Here is an 18,433-nt window from a genome sequence, read left to right as displayed (position 1 = left end):
AAAAAATGTTTTTATGCAAATCGGGACTTATTAAGAATTTTACTGCCACTCCAAATAAATGAGTACAAATTTTATTGAAATTTACTTGGAAGAAAGGCTTGTATTTTCTAGTTTAGCCTTGCTAAAAAGCGCTAACCACTAAAAATTTATACCATGTGTTCTAAAACTCAAGCCCCTTTGGGCCACTTTTCATGCATTTTTTCGGCTATTCTAGATAAATTCTTTTGGAATTTATAGGTTCATTTTTTTTCAGCCTGGTCCTGAAATAATGGTAAAATGAAATTGCCATTAATTCATTTGAGTCACAAGGAATATTTATTGTTTTCAGGGTTTGGTATATCCTAGATACCCGATAAAGGGATTCAATTTATTCCAAACAAGAGAGTATCTGCTACCAGAATCCTGAAATTAAGTACCAGCGAGTAGAATCGTTTGATGGATGTTTGCCACTAATAAAATTATTAACAATCGGAAGATTAGCTTTTGCTATGCATTGGCAAAAATGGCTATTTTCTCCAGCCTTGCTGGAAGATGGCTAATGGGCTTGTGTCTAATTTCCATTTCTGCTTTTTCAAAAAGTACCAGCTTATCTCCTTCGTCCACGGCATTAGCGGCAACCCATTTTGAAATTGTTGGGAATGGGTTACAAATAGCAGGAACTTTTCAGACTATTAAAATTAGAGCAGTAGATGAAAATGGTTTATTGGATACGAATTTTAAAGGTGGATATGCTGATGTCAATTTAGTTTTTTCGGGTGCGAGTCAGTCTCCTAATACTGCTTACAATCCCAATGTAAATAGTAATGGGCTGTATGGAGATCAGTCGAATAATTTCAATGAATCTTTAAAGATAAAATTCATCAAAGGTGAGACGGTACTTGATCTGTATTTGTATCGAGCAGAGAAGGTCAATGTCCAAGTTACCGATGGTACTATTTCAACTAGTGAAGGATTATGGATAGACGTTAAGCCAAGTTCAGTAGCTAGTATTCAGGTCGATATCACTTATCCTCAAATAATTGGAAAAGCATTTACAGGGATTAATACATTGACTGTTTTGGATTTATATGGAAATATTGTTCAAGACTTTGATGCTTCTGTTTCAGGGCAATCTATTGAGCTAGGAATAATGGGTGAATTTAAAGGGAAACTTACTGGATTGTCTGGAGGCTCTGTACTCAATAGTTCAGATGATTTTGTAAAGGGTGTAGCCAATCTAACTGGAAGACTAATGTATCTGGGAGAAGAGGATTACATACGGATTTCGTCAAATTTGAAAGGAAAAAATGAGATCAGAGGCCAAAGTATTGGTTTCCAAATCAATAATAATCCAGATTTAAAATTTTCTTTGATGGGTAATGTTACCCAAGAGGCGGGAACTACTCAGCCTATTACAATTAATTTAAAGGATATCAACGGGCAAAAATTAACATTCTACTCTGGTAAGAAAAGTGTACAATTTAAAGCGGTAATCAATGGTACAATGGAGCAAGTAATAGCGAAAGTGAATAATCAATCAATAAATACTCCCATTGATGTGGAATTTGTTTCTGGGGAAGCTAAAGTAGAGTTGATGTTGAACAAGGCAAGTCCAATATTATTTACCGTGAGGGAAGCGGGAATTGCGACAAATGAACCATTATTGATTGAAGTAACTCCCAGCCATTTTGCCAAATTCCAATTAATTATTTCCAATAAGCAATATGTGGAATCCACTTGGGTGGATTCCAATCAACTTATCGCTCTAGATAATTTTGGAAATATAATAACTGATTTTGATGCCTCACTTAATCCTATCACCGTTAGTACCACCATGAATGGTCAGGTGTTGGGTTTAGGAAAAGATAATAATAATATACTAAATCAAAAGACAGATTTCAAACTAGGCCTGGCGGATTTGACTAGTTTGGGAATTTCTTATCAAGGAGCTATTGGAGAAGGGACTTTTACATTTAGATCCGCCAATGGGGTTGAAGTGAAGAGCCCACTCATTATCATATATCCCAATTATCAAAATATTTACCCGCTTAAAATCCAAGGGGATTCCTTATGGACTGCGGGTAAAAGTCAGGTGGTAAAAGTAAGCTTATTGGATACCCTAGGAAATATTTATTACGCCTTTAACGGAATAAAATCGGTCATTTTTACGGGTGCAGGCAAACCATTAAGTTCCAACTTCCAAGCATTGGCTTACAATAACTTAAATGTGCCCATCCCATTTGGTCAAGCTACCGCCTTAAATTTTACCGCTGGAGTAGCCCAGGTTCAAGTAACGCTTTATAAAGCGGAAACAACTTCCTTGGGGGCTTATGAATTAGGAACGCTATTGCCATTGGAAAAGAATAAATTGAAGATAAATGTCTTGGCATCATCTGTCTACCAATTATTGCCCCAACTAGCCAGTCCACAAAATAACTCGCAGCCCTTTACTGGGGTAAATACCCTAACCGTTGCCGATGAATATGGAAATACTTGTTTGGATTTTAATGCCGCTGAGAATCCCATTAGTTTAAGCTCCAGTTCTGCTACAAAGCTTGGCTTCAAAAATGCCAGTGATCAGCCATTGCTAAACCGAGCCTCAGATTTTACGCAAGGAGTAGCTGATCTAACGGCCTTGGGTTTTTATTTTAGTGGTGCTACAGGTAATGTACAAATAAATTTTACAAGTTCCACAGGGTTTTCTGGGCTAAGTAATACCATTCGCATTGATAAGTTTATTCCCATCACATATTATTCACTTAATGGAACAAGTAATACTGTCAAAGCAGGAAACAGTCAATGGGTGGAAATTAAGGCCATCGACCTACAGGGTAATTTAGTTACGGATTATCAAGGAACTAAAGCCATTATTTTTTCAGGAGCTAGAGCCATAGGTAATTTTAAACCTATCGTACAAGATTCTGCGGGTCTAAGTACAGCTACCTTTGGTCAGGTAATCAATATTAACTTCAAAAATGGTAAAGCCTTCGTCAAGATGACGCTTTATTTGGCGGAACTCGCGGCCATATCCTTAAAAGAAAATTCTAATCAAGGAGTCATCTCACTTTCGGATTGGCTGGTTCAGGTGCAGGCAAATCAAGTGGCTAAAATGTTTGCTTCTATCTCAAGTCCGCAAACCAATGGTCAAAAATTTGTGGGAACCAATACCTTGACTGTTCAGGATGCTTTTGGGAATATTTGCCTAGATTTTGATGCTTCTAAAAATCCAATTCAAATTTCTACCAATACTAATGCCAGTTTCCTATTTGGAAATGCGGAGAATGTGTTGAATAAATCAAGCGATTTTGTGAATGGAGTAGCCAATTTAACCGCTTTAGGCTTGAGTTATTATAGTTCTTCCATTAGAACAAAAAAACAAACTACTTGGTCAAAATTGGATAAGACTCTTTCGACCAACGTAGACCCATCAGCACCGAATTTCATATTTAGTTTGAGCGCTGATTCTAGTCTTATTAGTATGACAGTGAGCAATATGAAAATTTCTGGGGAGGTGGAACGACTTGCTATTTCAGGTTCGAGCGTACAATTTTTAGGAAGGAGTCAATATATACAAATACAAGCATTGGATGCCCAAGGAATATGGGTAAGAACTTATTCAGGGACAAAATCTCTCGTGTTTACAGAAAGCGTTTCCAAAAATATAGGGGCAATTGCTTCTACCGTGTTAGGGATAAATATGGGAAGCAACACCTCGGTAGATTTTTTTGAGGGGAAGGCAACCGTAGAAATAATACTCAATAATTTGGCGGATAAGGACACAATTCAGGTACAGGAAGGAACTTTAAGTAGTTCTTTGCCAATCGACAAATTAATAGTTCAAATTCTGCCAGCGGAAATTAGTAATCCAAGTACAGGTAATCAGTATGAACTCACGAGTGATATTTATTTTTCATTTAATGCTAGGCAGATTCCCGTTTGGTCCATCAAAGGGCGAAATGTGGTTTTGAGAATTGATAAATCCTACATCACTAATGATCAATTAAATGATTTTAGCACCTTGGTAAAATTGATAGAAAGGACGGATGCCATTTATGATTTTTATAAAAATACCTTAGGCTATGAACCCGCTGGTGGAAATCCCAATTTTGGCAATCGTGCTAGTGTATTTTTTGGAAAACCTTCCTGTGGTTCAGGTTGTGGTTTAGTGGGCGCGAAGGGGATAGAGGTGAGCGGTTTTGATAATATGTTTTTCAATATCAAAAACAACACCAATGTTAATCGAGATGTGATTTTAGCCTATGAGTTTGGACGAAACTTTTTTGACTTTAGTAGTAAGGTTTTATTCCCTTATAATCCTAACACCAATGAAAAGAATGGAGGCATGGCGGAGGCTTTTGCCAGTTTATTTACCGCCTACGCATTCGATACTATTTTATCAGACAATGAACAGAGGGTATTTAATGAATCTCTGTTGAATATCTCTTGGTTTAAAGAGAATTTCATAGGTTACATCAATGACTTAGATGCGAATCCTTATAATGTTTGGGCTAAATGGGATAGGATTGGATATAATGATTATAACCGTGGAACAGGAACCAACACGGATGATGAAACAGCCTGGAAACCGGTAGGCTTGCTCGAGGGGATATTTAGCACCTTTGGAAAGGATAAACTATTTCCGAAGTTTTTTCTAGAGCTGAGGAAAATGCCCAAAGTAAATACTATTGAGGATGCGCTAAGTAATATCGCCCAAGCCACCGCAAATTGTACCCAGACCAATGTGCTTCCTTTTTTCAAGAATGTGGCTAAGTTTAATTTAAATGCTGCCACAGAATCTTCTATCAATGCGCTCCCTAGCCATGCAGATCGGTTGATTCGATACGAGGATGTACTTTGGTTTATTACTCCTTTCCATACCATACGCTTGAATATTCGTAGTATCAATTATTTAAATACTACTCATAAATATGTACTGAAAAAGGGAGCTGTGGTGATTTCCTCTTCCACGCATGGTAATAATGAAATTCCTTATTCCATTTTAGGGAATCAGAATGAAGTGACTTTAACGGTAGAGATGCAGGATGCTGCAGGGAATGTATTAGATTCCTATCTTGTATTGATCAAAAAAAGGCATCAAATCAATTTATTGGACTATCCCAATGATTTGCATGCCTTTTATTTGGCCAATCGTTCGACTAAAATCAGTCGATTGTCGGGAGGACAAGTGTTGATAGAAAATCTCAGTCCTGCAATGTATGATCATGGCTTATTAAGAAGGAATTTTAGAATTGCTCGTGATAGAAAAATGAGGTTTATTACTTCGGCCAATAGAATTGGGCCCAATTTCGTGGGCTCTCAAGTGGTCAATTATGCCGATGTTCATACTAGCTCCACTACTTTTAGTATTGGTTCTCTACGATTAGGTTATGATATTGGTAAAAACGATGGGAGTAATTATTATACGCTGAATCATTATGCCAACTCCAATCAATTTTTAAAGACAGGTTCCAATCTAAGTATCATGAGTGTGGGAATTGAATCGATTGGCTATAATCAAAAAACGTATTTTTCCACCTTGGAGTATAGGGACGAGACAGATACAGATGGTGATGGAATCATTGACTTTGAAGATAATTGTCCAGCCGTATTTAATCCGGGCCAACAGGATTTAGATCAAGATGGATTAGGAGATAGCTGTGATGACGATTTGGATAATGATGGTAACCCTAATGCCAGTGATCCCAATCCTACCATTCCCAAGGCAGTTCCTGATAATAAGCAGCAGTCATTTCGAGATGGCCCTATCACTTTAAACATTTTAGCTAATGATGATTTTATTCCAAGCAATTTGTTGATTTTAAGTCGTATAGGTGGAACAGCACAAGGTATGGTGAGTTTTAATCCGAATGAAGGCACTATGACCTATGTTCCCTTAGCTTCGGAAGTAGATTCAGTCACCATTATATATCAAGTGTGCAATGTAAATACGGGGGTATGTGCTACGGCCAAAGTAACTTTGTTGGATATCACGCAGGCATCTAAGTTTCTGTTATCAGGAAATAATCAACAATTGGCAGGTAGCAGCCAAGTAATTCATTTGCGGGCAGTAAATTCCCAAAATGTTGTTATGACCAATTATACAGGAACAAAGAATCTTGTGGTAGGAAGTATCCTTTCAGCATCATCTACTAGTCCTTTTTCTGCTCGAGCGAATGGTATCAGTTTTGGTCAAACTTCGCCGGTTGTATTTAATCAGGGCGAAGCAGATATTTCTGTGGAATTGTTTACTGCGGGCTTGGATACTTTGTTTGCCATGGAGGGTGTCATTCAAACGCAATCAGCTGACCGATTAGCAGTTGAGGTGTTAGCCAAAAGCTTTCACCATTTGGCTGTTACGTTGCAAAGTCCTCAAGTGCTGAATACGGCTTTTTATGGAACCAACGTGCTTAGCGCTTTGGATGAATATAATAACCCCATTATTGATTTTAATGCTTCCAATAATCCCGTGCTCATTCAAAGTGTTAAATCGGCCAATGTAACTCGATTAAGCGGAGGAAATTTATTAAACTTGACTAGCGATTTTGTAAAAGGTCGGGCTGATTTGACCAGTTTAGGACTTAGATATTCGGGTGTTGCAGGAATTGATACTTTGATTTTTACTCCGAGTTCTGGAATAGGGACGAGGGCAGCCTTGGACTTAGTGGATCAGATTATTGACCCTAGTCATTTACAAATTGTAGGAGACTCGATTCAATTAGCAGGTAGCCAACAAGTTTTAACCGTCAAAGTACTCAATGCCCTAGGGCAAGTAGTGAATACCTATTCAGGAACTAAGACCGTAGTTATTAGTGGAGCAAATCCAAGTTACCTTTCTCAGTTTCCTTTTGCCTTAGATAAAGATCATCAAGCTAGAAGATTGGGTTTTGCCACGTCTGTGGAGTTTGTGCAAGGTTTGGCCTCCATTCCCTTGACTCTATTTGCTACCGAACTGGCCAAAATCCAAATTAAAATCATATCGGATGATTTAGTCAATACCCCTTTGTTCCTAGTTCGTGTCAAATCGGGTACATTTTCTCAGTTTTCCATTCAGATGACTAGTCCTCAAACCACGGAAACACCTTTTGTAGGGGTAAATAAATTGATAGCATTGGATGAATTTGGGAATATCGTAGAAGATTATGATGCGGCGATTAATCCTGTGGAAGTAAGTACTGATTTACCGGGATTTGTGATTGGATTGTCTGGCGGAGATAAGCTGAATAAATCCACCGATTTTGTACGAGGCATAGCTGATTTGAGCAGTCTCGGATTTACCTACCTAGGCAGGGAAGGAAAAGGTTTTTTTACCTTTAGAAGTCAAAGCGGAGTAAGGGTAAAGAGTCCATTAATAGAAATTAGCATGGCGGATTTTGATGGCGATGGGATACCTAATTTCATGGAATGTTATCAAACCTATACGCTACTAGGAACTTGTCAAGATTTTGATGGAGATGGCTTAGTTAATTCTTTAGACACCGATTCTGATGGGGATGGAATTCCAGATGAGCGGGAGAAGAATCGGGATTCTGACGGCGATAAACATGCTGATTACCTGGATTTGGATTCTGACAATGACGGTATACTTGATTCTATTGAGGGAGAATTTGACCCGGATGGAGACGGTATTCCCAATTATTTGGATTTAGATTCTGATAATGATGGGATTTTAGATGCTTGGGAAGCTACTGACAATAAGCGGGGGGCCATAGATGAAAATTACGATGGACGGGTAGATATCAAAGGGCAATTGCCTGATGCTAATGGAAATGGATTAGCTGATTTTCTAGAAATAGGGTTTGGAGGTAAACCTGCCCCAATACCTGATACAGATAGGGATGGAAAGCCTGATTATATTGACCTGGATTCCGATAATGATGGGATATGGGATGCACAGGAAGGGACAGCCGATTTGGACGGTGACAGTTTTCCAAATTATAGAGATTTAGACTCAGATGGAGATTGGTTAGGGGATCAAGATGAAAGAAATGTGGATAATGATGAGGATGGCTTGGCCAATTTTATTGATCTTGACTCGGATAATGACGGTATTCCAGATGCCTGGGAGGGAAAAAATAAATGTGCCCTTTGCCAGTCATTAAAAGATGATTTGGATGATGGCTGGGATGATCGAGGTCAATATGTTCAGGTAATTGATACGGATGCGGATGGAACTTCAGATTTTCTGGATTTAGATTCAGACAATGATTGTATTCCTGATCGTATCGAGTTAGGGGCGGATGGAGATGGAGATGAGATTCCTAATTTCAGAGATTTAGATTCAGACAATGATGGAATGCCCGATAGTTTAGAAGCAGGAGAATGTCAAAATCCAAGGGATAGTGATCAGGATGGATTGCATGATTTTGAAGATAACGACTCAGACAATGATGGCATACCTGATGTAGTAGAGGCAGGTAGAATTCCTACTAAACCCGTAGATACTGATGCTGATGGAAAACCTGATTATTTGGATTTGGACTCAGATGGTGATACGATACCTGATGAGGTGGAGGCCGGAAAAAACCCTAAAATTCCTGTGGATTCTGATCGCGATGGTCTGGCAGATTATCAAGATGAAGATTCAGATAATGACAGTATTCCAGATTCTGTAGAGGCTGGAAAAAATCCAGATAAGCCAGTTGACTCTGATTTAGATTTATTGCTGGATTATATCGACTTGGATTCAGATAATGATGGTATGTTGGATAGTTTAGAGGCGGGACCTATTCCAAATAAGCCACTTGATACCGATGGGGATGGGCAAGAAGATTTCAGGGATTTGGACTCAGATGGGGATGGCTTGATTGATCAATTGGAAGCCATTGATTTTATGCACCCTGTGGATACTGATCAGGATTCATTGCCGGATTATCGAGATACTGATTCAGACAATGATGGGATTCCGGATCGGGTAGAGGCAGTAGATTTTTCCAATCCCATTGATACAGATTTGGACGGTTTGTCGGATTACCGAGATACAGATTCCGACCAAGATGGAATGCTAGATTCTTTGGAAGCAGGAAAGGATGCGATTCATCCCCTAGACAGTGATGGAGATGCTAAACCAGATTACCGGGATACTGATTCTGACAATGATGGGATTCCTGATGTGGTGGAGGCCGGATCAGATCCCAGCAAACCACTAGATACCGATGGTGACGGGCAAGAGGATTTTAGAGATATTGATTCCGATAATGATACGATTCCCGATGCCATAGAGGCAGGTTCAGACCCACTTATTCCAGTAGATTCAGATAAAGATGCTTTGCCAGATTATCGTGATATGGATTCGGATGGAGATAGTATTCCTGATTTAATTGAGGCAGGCTTAAATCCCTTGAAGCCAGTAGATACAGATGATGATACTCTACCAGATTACATTGATTTAGATTCCGATAATGATAGTATTCCCGACCGAGTAGAAGTGGGCCCAGATGTGTATCATCCATGGGATACGGATGGAGATGGCAAATATGATTTCAGGGATATAGATTCGGATAATGACCTTATTCCAGATCAATTGGAGGTCGGACCTGATGTCAATAATCCCATAGATAGTGACCAAGATGGAATGCCCGATTACCGTGATATTGATTCAGATAATAATGGATTAACAGACACTGTAGAAGCAGGACCGGATCCTTTACATCCTTTAGATACCGACAGCGATGGTATTGCAGACTACAGAGATGTTGATGATGATAATGATGGAATTCTAGACATATATGAAAATGATATCAATTATGGGGCATTGCCGGATTGTGACAAGGATGGAATCGACAATCGATTAGATGCTGATATTTGTGATATATTTGCCCCTCAGGCCATTTCTCCCAATCAGGATGGATTGAATGATGTCTTGATTATTCCAGGTATTTTCCGCATGCAGCCTAATCATTTGTATATCTATAACCGCTGGGGAGAATTGGTTTATGAAACAGAAAATTACCAAAATAATTGGGGTGGCTTAACCGATAAAACCCTGGGTGTATTGACAAATGATGGTCGTTTACCTGATGGGACTTATTACTATACTGTTGATTTTAATGGAAAATATCCAACTATTCGAACATTTGTCTACATCAATCGACTAGCAAAATAAGCCTTTGTTTATTCGGTAGGAAGTTCCTGAATAAATGAAGAAACAATATCTGCCTCAAATCCTTTTCTAAGCGCATATTGAAAGCATTTTTGCTTTTTTAGCCAGGAATTATTTTCCTTTTGCTGTTCGAATTTGTCAAATATTAGCTTCTTCAGAACGGAGTCATAGGGCAGTTCATGTAGTTCTTTTAAGGCCAAATGAATGAGAGAATCTGATACTTGTAATCTCTTCAACTCAAACTTGATTTTATTTCTTCCCCATGATTTTTGGTTGAATTTTGATCGGACAAAAAGTTTGGCAAAGCGTTCTTGATTCAAGTAATTATTGTCTTCTAGCCAAAGAAAGTAATCTGATTGTTCATTCTCAGAAACAGATAAGCTTTCCAGTTTTACTTGAACTTCCCAAACACAGCGTTCCTGGTAGGCGCAGTAGCGGGCCAGTTTTTTCAATACTTCAGCATCCATGGAAATATTTATTGAACAGGAGCGTTGGAATCTTGCTCCTCGTAGGCTTCTAGGTTGAACAAATCATTCAAAGCATCTACCATAGAATCGGATTCGCCTCTTTTACAAGCCGCTTTTAAATGTATGATAGGTTGTTTGATGATTTTTTGAACTAAACTAGCCGTGATTTTTTCTATTTTTTCAGCCTCCTGAGGGTTTAATCCTTTCAAGTGACGGTTGATCTCCTCCTTACGGATTTGCTCCAATGCATTCTTTAATTTATGAATGGTAGGAGATACTTCCATTTCTTTGGACCAATCATTGAAACTAAGTACTGATTCTTCAATGATCCTCTTGACATCTGGAATGGAGGCGATACGCACGCGCAAAGCTTCATCAGCTCTTTCTTTCAGCGAGTCGATATTATATAATAAAACACCTGAAATCTTTTCAATGCCTTCTTCAATACTTCTAGGTACTGATAAGTCAATGAAGTATTTAAAGGTCAAAATAGACAATTTTTTAAGCTCAGCTTGAGTGATGATAGGATCTTGATTTCTAACTGAGGAAATGATGATATCCGCTTGGTCAATTTCTTTCCATAAATCCTCAATGGGAGCTACTCTAAATGGCTTTCCTTGGGCTATTTTTTCAGCCTTCTCCAAGGTACGATTCATGACGGTGATTTCAGCGAAATCTTTGTCCTCCATGTTTTTGCAAACATCTAAACCGATTTCCCCTAGTCCTAAAATCAATACTTTGGGTTGGGCAATGGCCTGGGATAACTCCTCCGCTAGAGCTACTGTAGCATAAGAAACGGAGGCCGCCCCATCACGGAAAGAAGTCTCCTGTGCAACCCGCTTATTGGCATAAAAAATGGTATGCATTAAACGGTGCAAATAAGGGCCAGCCAAATTTAAATCAGCCGATTGCTGATAAGCTTTTTTAATTTGGTTAGGGATTTGCAAATCCCCCACTACCTTAGATTGTAAACCTGTAGCCACCTCAAATAAGTGACGTAGCGAAGCTTCTGCATCATTTTCATGGTGAAAATAGGGCGTATATTCCTTTGTTTGGTGTATCCCTTTTTCAATCAACAAACTTTTCACCAAATCCTGAGAAATATCCTCAGGAGTATTATAGTACACCTCTGTTCGGTTGCAGGTAGACACAACCAACATTTCTTGTAATCCAAAAAGATCTTTACATTTAATAGCAAAGGCTCTACTTTCCTCCTCACTTAAGGCTACTTGCTCACGGATGGTGAGTGGCGCAGAACGATGAGAAATACTGATAGACTTAAACGGAATTGACATTCGGTGGTTTTGAAAAATAATTAACAAAAGTACAAACCAAAATTTATTTTATGTACTGTCTTAACAAGAAAATAGTAAATTAGACAAAGTTTAAATAAGACAAAATGAACTTCAGCAACAAGACGGTTTTTATTACGGGAGCTTCCCGTGGAATTGGATTTGAAATTGCCAAAAAGATGGCTTCATTGGGTGCAAACGTGGTTATAGCCGCAAAAACGGCAACACCTCATCCTAAATTACCGGGTACAGTTTTCTCCGCTGCCGAGGAAATCGAACGAATCGGAGGCCGTGCATTGCCTTTGGTACTGGATATTCGTGATGAAAATCATGTTTTTGAGGCGGTAGAAAAGGCCGTGGAAACCTTTGGTGGCATTGATATTTTGGTTAATAATGCTTCGGCTATTTCATTGACTGGGACCTTGTGGACTGACATGAAAAAATATGATTTGATGCATCAAGTGAATGCTAGAGGAACTTTTTTGACATCGAAAGCCTGCTTGCCTCATTTGTTAAAGGCTGAAAACCCTCATGTGCTAACACTTTCTCCCCCGCTCAACATAGAAGCTCGTTGGTTTGAAAATCACGTTGCGTATTCCATGGCTAAATTTGGAATGTCGCTTTGTACATTGGGGATGGCCGCAGAATTTAAAAATAAAGTAGCCTTTAATTCACTTTGGCCTAAGACTATTATTGCTACGGCCGCTATAGAATTTGCCGTAGGAAATGCTGACATGCTCGATAAGGCTAGAAAGCCGAGTATCATGGCTGATGCCGCATATGAGATTTTTAAGCAGGATCATAAGACGACCACAGGTCAATTTTTTATTGATGAAGAGGTGTTAAAAGCAGCTAATTATACTGATTTCGATGTATACAAGGTCAACCCTGCCTTAGGTGATCATGAATTAATTCCAGACTTTTTCATTTAATCCAGTGCCATTAATTAATCCAGAAAACTCGTATCAAGCTCCATTTTGGTTGCCTGAGGGACATAGTCAGAGTATTTTTCCTTCTCTTTTTAGAAAGGTACAGTACCTGAGTGCACAGAGGGAAAGATTAATTTTGAGTGATGGCGATTTTGTGGATTTGGATTGGTATGTAGATGGGCCTTTATCAGAAAAGCCCTTGTTGATTATTTCTCATGGTTTAGAAGGGAGCAGTCAGGCGCAATATGTGTTGGGGCTAACAAAAACCATGCGGGAAAAAGGATTCCATGTCTTGGCTTGGAATTTCAGATCTTGTTCTGGCGAGCTAAATACACAATTAAGATCTTATCATAGTGGGGCTACTGATGACCTGGAAGAGGTGATACAAGCCTGCGTAAAGCAGGGAGCGAAAGAGCTCTATTTGGCAGGATTTAGTTTGGGAGGAAATCTAACCTTAAAATGGCTAGGTGAAAAGGGACAAAATCATCCCAATTTGATTCGAAAAGCTGTGGCATTTTCTGTACCTTTGCACCTTTCAAGTAGTAGCCGAAAGTTGGCTCGACTGGAAAATGGACTCTACACTCATCGCTTTTTACAAACTCTTCTAGCCAAAGCCCAAGCCAAAGCTGCCAAATTTCCGGGAGCTGTGGATCCGGCTATTTTGCGAAAAATTAAAACATTGAAGGAGTTTGATGATGTAATTACGGGTCCATGGCATGGTTTTAAGGATGCAGAAGACTATTATGAACAAAATAGTTCGCTGTATTTTTTAAGTAAAATCCAGGTGCCAACCTTGGTGGTAAATGCACAAAATGACCCTTTTCTTTCGCCAGAATGCTTACCTGCAGATATGGCTTCCAAGTGGGAACATGTCTTTTTGGAATTACCAGAGCAAGGGGGTCATTGTGGATTTTATCCTGTGAATTATCAAGGAACCTTGTGGTCGGAACAGCAGGCAATGAATTGGTTTTTGAATAAAGAAACGATTAATTATGTCTAATAAACAATTGGAGCCATTGCACATTGTGATTGATTTTGATAGCACTTTTACTAAGGTTGAAGGGCTGGACGAGCTGGCGAATATCGCCTTGCAGGGAAACCCGAAGCAGCAAGAAATTGTAGCTAAGATTCGGGAAATTACAGAAAAAGGGATGACGGGATCTTATTCGTTCGCAGATTCATTACGTGATCGTGTGGCTCTTTTATCGGCCAATCGTGGTCATGTAGAACAATTAATCCAGTTTTTAAAGGGGAAAATTTCTGATTCTTTCAAAAGAAATAGGGAGTTTTTTCAAGAGTATGCCGAGCAAATTCTCATTGTTTCCAGCGGCTTCAAAGATTTCATTGTTCCTGTAGTGCAGGAATTAGGCATACCTGCGGAAAACGTTTTTGCCAATACATTTAATTATGATGCAGAGGGAAATATTACAGGCTACGATCATGATAATTTATTATCGAAAGATCGTGGTAAAGTAAGTTTATTGCAATCCTTGAATTTAGAAGGGGAAGTGTACGTCATTGGTGATGGCTATACCGATTATGAATTGCGAGAAGCGGGATTGGCCAATAAGTTTTTTGCATTTACGGAGAACGTTTCTCGAAAAGTGGTGGTAGAGAAGGCGGACCATGTGGTACCTTCCTTGGATGAGTTTTTATTTATCAATGGATTGAGCCGGGCTCAGTCTTATCCTAAATCTAGAATTAAGGTTTTATTGTTAGAAAATGTCCACCCGCACGCCGTACAAGCATTTAAAAAAGAAGGTTTTCAGGTGGAGTTATTGAAGGGGGCATTGGATGAAGCCGAATTGATCGAGAAAATCAAAGACGTTTCTATTTTGGGATTACGCTCCAAGACCAATTTAACGAAAAAGGTTTTAGAGCATCCTAATGCCGCTAGATTGATGTGTGTGGGAGCTTTTTGTATAGGTACGAATCAAATAGACTTGGCAGAATGTGAAAACCGTGGTATTGCCGTATTCAATGCGCCCTACTCGAATACGCGTTCCGTAGTAGAATTATCCATTGGTTTGATGGTCATGTTAACCCGCAATATTTTTGAAAAATCCAATCGCATGCATGCAGGCGTTTGGGATAAGTCTGCGACCAACTCCTATGAAATTCGTGGAAAGAAATTGGGATTAGTGGGTTACGGAAATATTGGAACGCAGATTTCGGTGATTGCCGAGGCATTGGGAATGGAAGTGTATTTTTATGATACGGTGGATAAACTGGCACTGGGTAATGCCAAGAAATGCAGCAGCATGAAGGAATTGTTGAGCCTGGCTGATTTTGTGAGTTTGCATGTGGACGGAAGAAAAGTAAATACCAATATCATTGGGAAACAGGAATTTTCTTGGATGAAGGAGAATGTGATCTTCCTAAATCTTTCCAGAGGACACGTGGTAGAAATATCCGCCTTGGTGGAGGCCATAAAATCAGGCAAAGTATGGGGTGCGGCGGTTGACGTATTTCCGTATGAGCCTAAAACAAACGATGAAGAGTTTATTAGTGAGCTGAGAGGCTTACCCAATGTTATTTTAACACCGCATATTGGTGGTTCTACGGAAGAGGCGCAAGCTAATATCGGCGAATTTGTACCTGCGAAATTATTGCAATTCATGAATAATGGAAGTACTTATGGTTCTGTGAATTTTCCTGAATTGCAATTGCCTCCCTTGGAAAATGCTCACCGATTATTGCATATTCACCACAATGTCCCGGGTATTTTGGCACAAATCAATAATGTATTTGCCAAGTATCAGGTTAATATCATTGGGCAATATTTGAAAACTACGGAGCGAACAGGTTATGTGATCACGGATGTTGCCAAAGAATACTCTGAGGAAATAGTAAATGAATTGAAACTCATTGATAATACCATTAAGTTTAGAATGCTTTATTAATATTTATGATGCAGCCTGTATTTTTTACCCCTGGCCCAGCGGCACTTTATCCTACTGTTCAACAGCATTATCAGGAAGCTTTCCGCTTGTCTATTGGTTCTATTTCGCATCGTTCGGCTCAGTTTAGGAAAATTTATCAACATGCCGATGAGCAATTAAGGCAGCTGTTTAATCTTCCCAAACAGAATAATGCCATTTTATTTACGGGTTCTGCCACGGAAATATGGGAACGCATCATCATGAATACGGTGGAGCATGAATGTTTTCATTTGGTGAATGGTTCATTTTCTAAAAAGTTTTTTGATTTTGCTCAAGAGCTTCACAAATATGCCCATGCGGCACATAAACCTTTTGGGGAGGGCTTCGATGCATCGGATGTTAGTGTTCCAGAATATGCGGAATTAATTTGCGCAACGGCCAATGAAACAAGTTCGGGCGTACAAATGCGTCCTCAGGAAATTCATAAACTAAAAAGAGCCAATAAGTCGAAATTTATGGCGGTGGATATGGTTTCTTCAGCACCCTACACTAATTTAGATTTTACAGTGGTGGATACTGCGTTTTTTTCTGTTCAAAAGGCCTTTGGTATGCCAGCAGGTTTAGGAGTTTGGATAGCCAACGAGTCCATGCTGGAGAAGGCTGAGCGAATGAAGAAGCATGAAGGAGTGATAGGAACCTATCATTCTTTACCAAGCCTTTGGGAAAATTACAAGAAGTTTGAAACACCTGAGACACCCAATGTGATGGGTATTTATGTCCTAGGAAAAGTGGCGGAAGATTTTAATCGAATAGGGGTAGAACAAATTCGAAAAGAGACAGATAAAAAAGCAAAAGCCTTGTACGATTTCGCTAAGAAATCAGATCGATTTGAGGCATTTGTTGAAAATGAGTTACACCGCTCAGCTACGGTAGTAGTGTTAAATTGCCATGAAGCGGCTGGAGCTGTGATTAATAAAGTTAAAGAGTCTTCAGGAATGGTAGTTGGATCTGGATATGGAAAAATGAAGGAAACTCAAATTAGAATTGCTAATTTCCCTGCCGTTTCTTTGGAACAGGTAGAGACATTGATACATACCTTGAACACTATTTAATTAAACAAATGAGTCATTCAGGAAATCCAATCCGTTGGGGCATACTAGCCTGTGGAAAAATTGCTCGCAAATTTGCCGATGATTTGGCCTATGTGCCTGATGCCCAGTTGACAGCCGTTTCCTCTCGAGACATTAATCGAGCAGAGGAATTTGCCTCTCATTACCCTGGCTCTAAGGCTTTTGGGTCTTATGAAGAAATGCTTGCTAGTGGATTGATAGATGTGGTTTATGTAGCTTCTCCTCATGGACTGCACCATGCACATACTTTATTATGTTTAGAGGCAGGTATACCTGTTTTATGTGAGAAAGCCTTTGCGGTAAATGCTAGGCAGGTGTCTGAAATGATTCAGAAAGCCAGGGAAAAGAATCTATTTTTAATGGAGGCTCTATGGACTCGTTTTCATCCCTCGGTGGCTACGGTATTGGCTATCATTGATTCAGGTAAAATTGGTCAAATAAGGCATATAACGGCCGACTTCGGGTTTAAAGCCGTATATGATGTGGAGAGTCGTTTATTCAACCCCGTTCTGACAGGAGGTTCTTTGATGGATATTGGTATTTACCCATTGTTCATTTCTAAATTGTTACTAGGGCAGCCTAAAACGTTGGTAGCTACCGCTACCATGGCTCCTACGGGAGTGGATATGAACTGTTCCATTGCAACTAGTTATGAGAGCGGTGCTACCGCCAGTTTATTCTCTACATTAGCGGCCCAGACAGATACTACATGTACTATCTATGGTAGTCAGGGTAAAATTTTTATGCATTCACGTTTTCATGAAACCTTTGCTATAACCCTTACTTTAGAAAGTGGAGAAGAAGAGGAAATTACCTGTGAGCGTAAGGGCTGGGGTTATTCCTATGAAGCAGAAGCGGTGCAGGCGGATTTAAGAGCGGGAAGAAAAGAAAACCAATGGATGACGCATCAGTTTAGTCAGGAGCTTATGGGCCTTTTAGATGAAATTAGAAAACAGATAGGCTTAGTCTATCCTAATGAATAAGTATGAAAAAAAACCTATTACTATTGGGCTTGCTACTTTCTGTAAGTACAAGCTTATTGGCACAAATCGACAAATTTGAAAAAGAAATCAGGGCTTATGAATCGAAAGATTCTTTGGCTATGCCCGCAAAAAACCTTCGACTATTTTTCGGGAGTTCTAGTTTTAGATTGTGGAAAAGCTTTGACCAAGATATGGCTGCTTATCCATCCATCAATCGTGGTTTTGGAGGCTCTACCTTGGAGGAGGCTTTGTACTATTTTGACCGTATGGTACTTAAATATCAGCCATCTTGGGTCTTCATGTACGAGGGCGATAATGATTTAGCTAAAGGTCAAAGTCCAGAATTCATTGCTCAAGAATTTGTAGAATTTTCGAAACGGCTTAAAAGTAAACTGCCTAAAACCCAATTGGTATTTATCGCAGCAAGACCTAGTTTAGCTCGATTGAATATGTTAGATAAGCAAAGAGACTTGAATGCTCGAATTCAACAAATTGTAGCTAAGGAAAAAGGGCGCTATTTTATTGATATGCAGAGTCCATTTTTTCGACCTGATGGTTCTTTGATGGACGATATTTTTGTAGCGGATCGTTTGCATCTGAACGAGAAAGGTTATCAGATTTTTGTCAAACAAATACATGAGTTCATTCAAAAGCATCCTTAAAATTGACGTA

General features: G+C 39.3%; 9 protein-coding genes. 7 read left to right on the top strand and 2 right to left on the bottom strand.

Features of this window, described 5'->3' with window-relative positions; all coding sequences use genetic code 11:
* Window positions 1-502 precede the first annotated feature (502 nt).
* Window positions 503-10,081: a T9SS type B sorting domain-containing protein gene (locus tag ESB04_RS03990; protein ID WP_129026429.1), complete on the top strand. Its 9,579-nt coding sequence runs from the start codon at window positions 503-505 to the stop codon at window positions 10,079-10,081.
* Between the two features lie 8 nt (window positions 10,082-10,089).
* Here ESB04_RS03990 and ESB04_RS03985 read toward each other — a convergent pair whose 3' ends face one another.
* Window positions 10,090-10,545 carry a regulatory protein RecX gene (locus ESB04_RS03985; RefSeq protein WP_129026428.1) on the bottom strand — a complete coding sequence of 152 codons (456 nt, stop codon included), beginning with the start codon at window positions 10,543-10,545 and terminating at the stop codon, window positions 10,090-10,092.
* An 8-nt stretch (window positions 10,546-10,553) separates the two neighbouring features.
* Window positions 10,554-11,840 (bottom strand): glutamyl-tRNA reductase, encoded by a 1,287-nt coding sequence (gene hemA / locus ESB04_RS03980; protein ID WP_129026427.1) that lies wholly within the window; start codon window positions 11,838-11,840, stop codon window positions 10,554-10,556.
* A gap of 104 nt (window positions 11,841-11,944) precedes the next feature.
* On the opposite strand from hemA, the gene ESB04_RS03975 reads away from it, so the two are divergent.
* From ESB04_RS03975 to ESB04_RS03950, 6 genes are read left to right on the top strand one after another with little or no spacing between them, the layout of a single operon-like run.
* Complete coding sequence (locus tag ESB04_RS03975; RefSeq protein ID WP_129026426.1) at window positions 11,945-12,769, top strand: SDR family oxidoreductase; 825 nt, start codon at window positions 11,945-11,947, stop codon at window positions 12,767-12,769.
* A 4-nt stretch (window positions 12,770-12,773) separates the two neighbouring features.
* On the top strand, window positions 12,774-13,766 hold the full coding sequence (locus ESB04_RS03970; protein ID WP_129026425.1) for a YheT family hydrolase: 993 nt from the start codon (window positions 12,774-12,776) through the stop codon (window positions 13,764-13,766).
* A complete protein-coding gene (gene serA / locus ESB04_RS03965; RefSeq protein WP_129026424.1) occupies window positions 13,759-15,669 on the top strand; it encodes a phosphoglycerate dehydrogenase in 1,911 nt (636 codons plus the stop codon). Before ESB04_RS03970 ends, serA begins: the two co-directional genes overlap by 8 nt.
* Before the next feature lie 8 nt (window positions 15,670-15,677).
* Window positions 15,678-16,760, top strand: a complete 1,083-nt coding sequence (locus tag ESB04_RS03960; RefSeq protein WP_129026667.1) for an aminotransferase class V-fold PLP-dependent enzyme — start codon at window positions 15,678-15,680, stop codon at window positions 16,758-16,760.
* Window positions 16,761-16,768: 8 nt separating this feature from the next.
* A complete protein-coding gene (locus tag ESB04_RS03955) occupies window positions 16,769-17,761 on the top strand; it encodes a Gfo/Idh/MocA family protein (protein WP_129026423.1) in 993 nt (330 codons plus the stop codon).
* A gap of 2 nt (window positions 17,762-17,763) precedes the next feature.
* Window positions 17,764-18,423 (top strand): GDSL-type esterase/lipase family protein, encoded by a 660-nt coding sequence (locus ESB04_RS03950; protein ID WP_129026422.1) that lies wholly within the window; start codon window positions 17,764-17,766, stop codon window positions 18,421-18,423.
* Window positions 18,424-18,433: the final 10 nt, after the last annotated feature.

The organism is Aquirufa rosea (assembly GCF_004118285.1).
In the GTDB taxonomy this organism is placed as follows: domain Bacteria; phylum Bacteroidota; class Bacteroidia; order Cytophagales; family Spirosomataceae; genus Aquirufa; species Aquirufa rosea.
Note: the sequence above shows the minus strand (reverse complement) of the source record. Positions and strands in the feature narration are given on the sequence as shown.

What these genes read in the sequence shown, in the direction of transcription:
- ESB04_RS03960 (WP_129026667.1), top strand. Translation starts at nt 15,678, where the DNA reads ATGCAGCCTGTATTTTTTACCCCTGGCCCAGCGGCACTTTATCCTACT.
- serA (WP_129026424.1), top strand. Translation starts at nt 13,759, where the DNA reads ATGTCTAATAAACAATTGGAGCCATTGCACATTGTGATTGATTTTGAT.
- ESB04_RS03990 (WP_129026429.1), top strand. Translation starts at nt 503, where the DNA reads ATGGCTATTTTCTCCAGCCTTGCTGGAAGATGGCTAATGGGCTTGTGT.
- ESB04_RS03975 (WP_129026426.1), top strand. Translation starts at nt 11,945, where the DNA reads ATGAACTTCAGCAACAAGACGGTTTTTATTACGGGAGCTTCCCGTGGA.
- ESB04_RS03950 (WP_129026422.1), top strand. Translation starts at nt 17,764, where the DNA reads ATGAAAAAAAACCTATTACTATTGGGCTTGCTACTTTCTGTAAGTACA.
- ESB04_RS03985 (WP_129026428.1), bottom strand. Translation starts at nt 10,545, where the DNA reads ATGGATGCTGAAGTATTGAAAAAACTGGCCCGCTACTGCGCCTACCAG.
- hemA (WP_129026427.1), bottom strand. Translation starts at nt 11,840, where the DNA reads ATGTCAATTCCGTTTAAGTCTATCAGTATTTCTCATCGTTCTGCGCCA.
- ESB04_RS03955 (WP_129026423.1), top strand. Translation starts at nt 16,769, where the DNA reads ATGAGTCATTCAGGAAATCCAATCCGTTGGGGCATACTAGCCTGTGGA.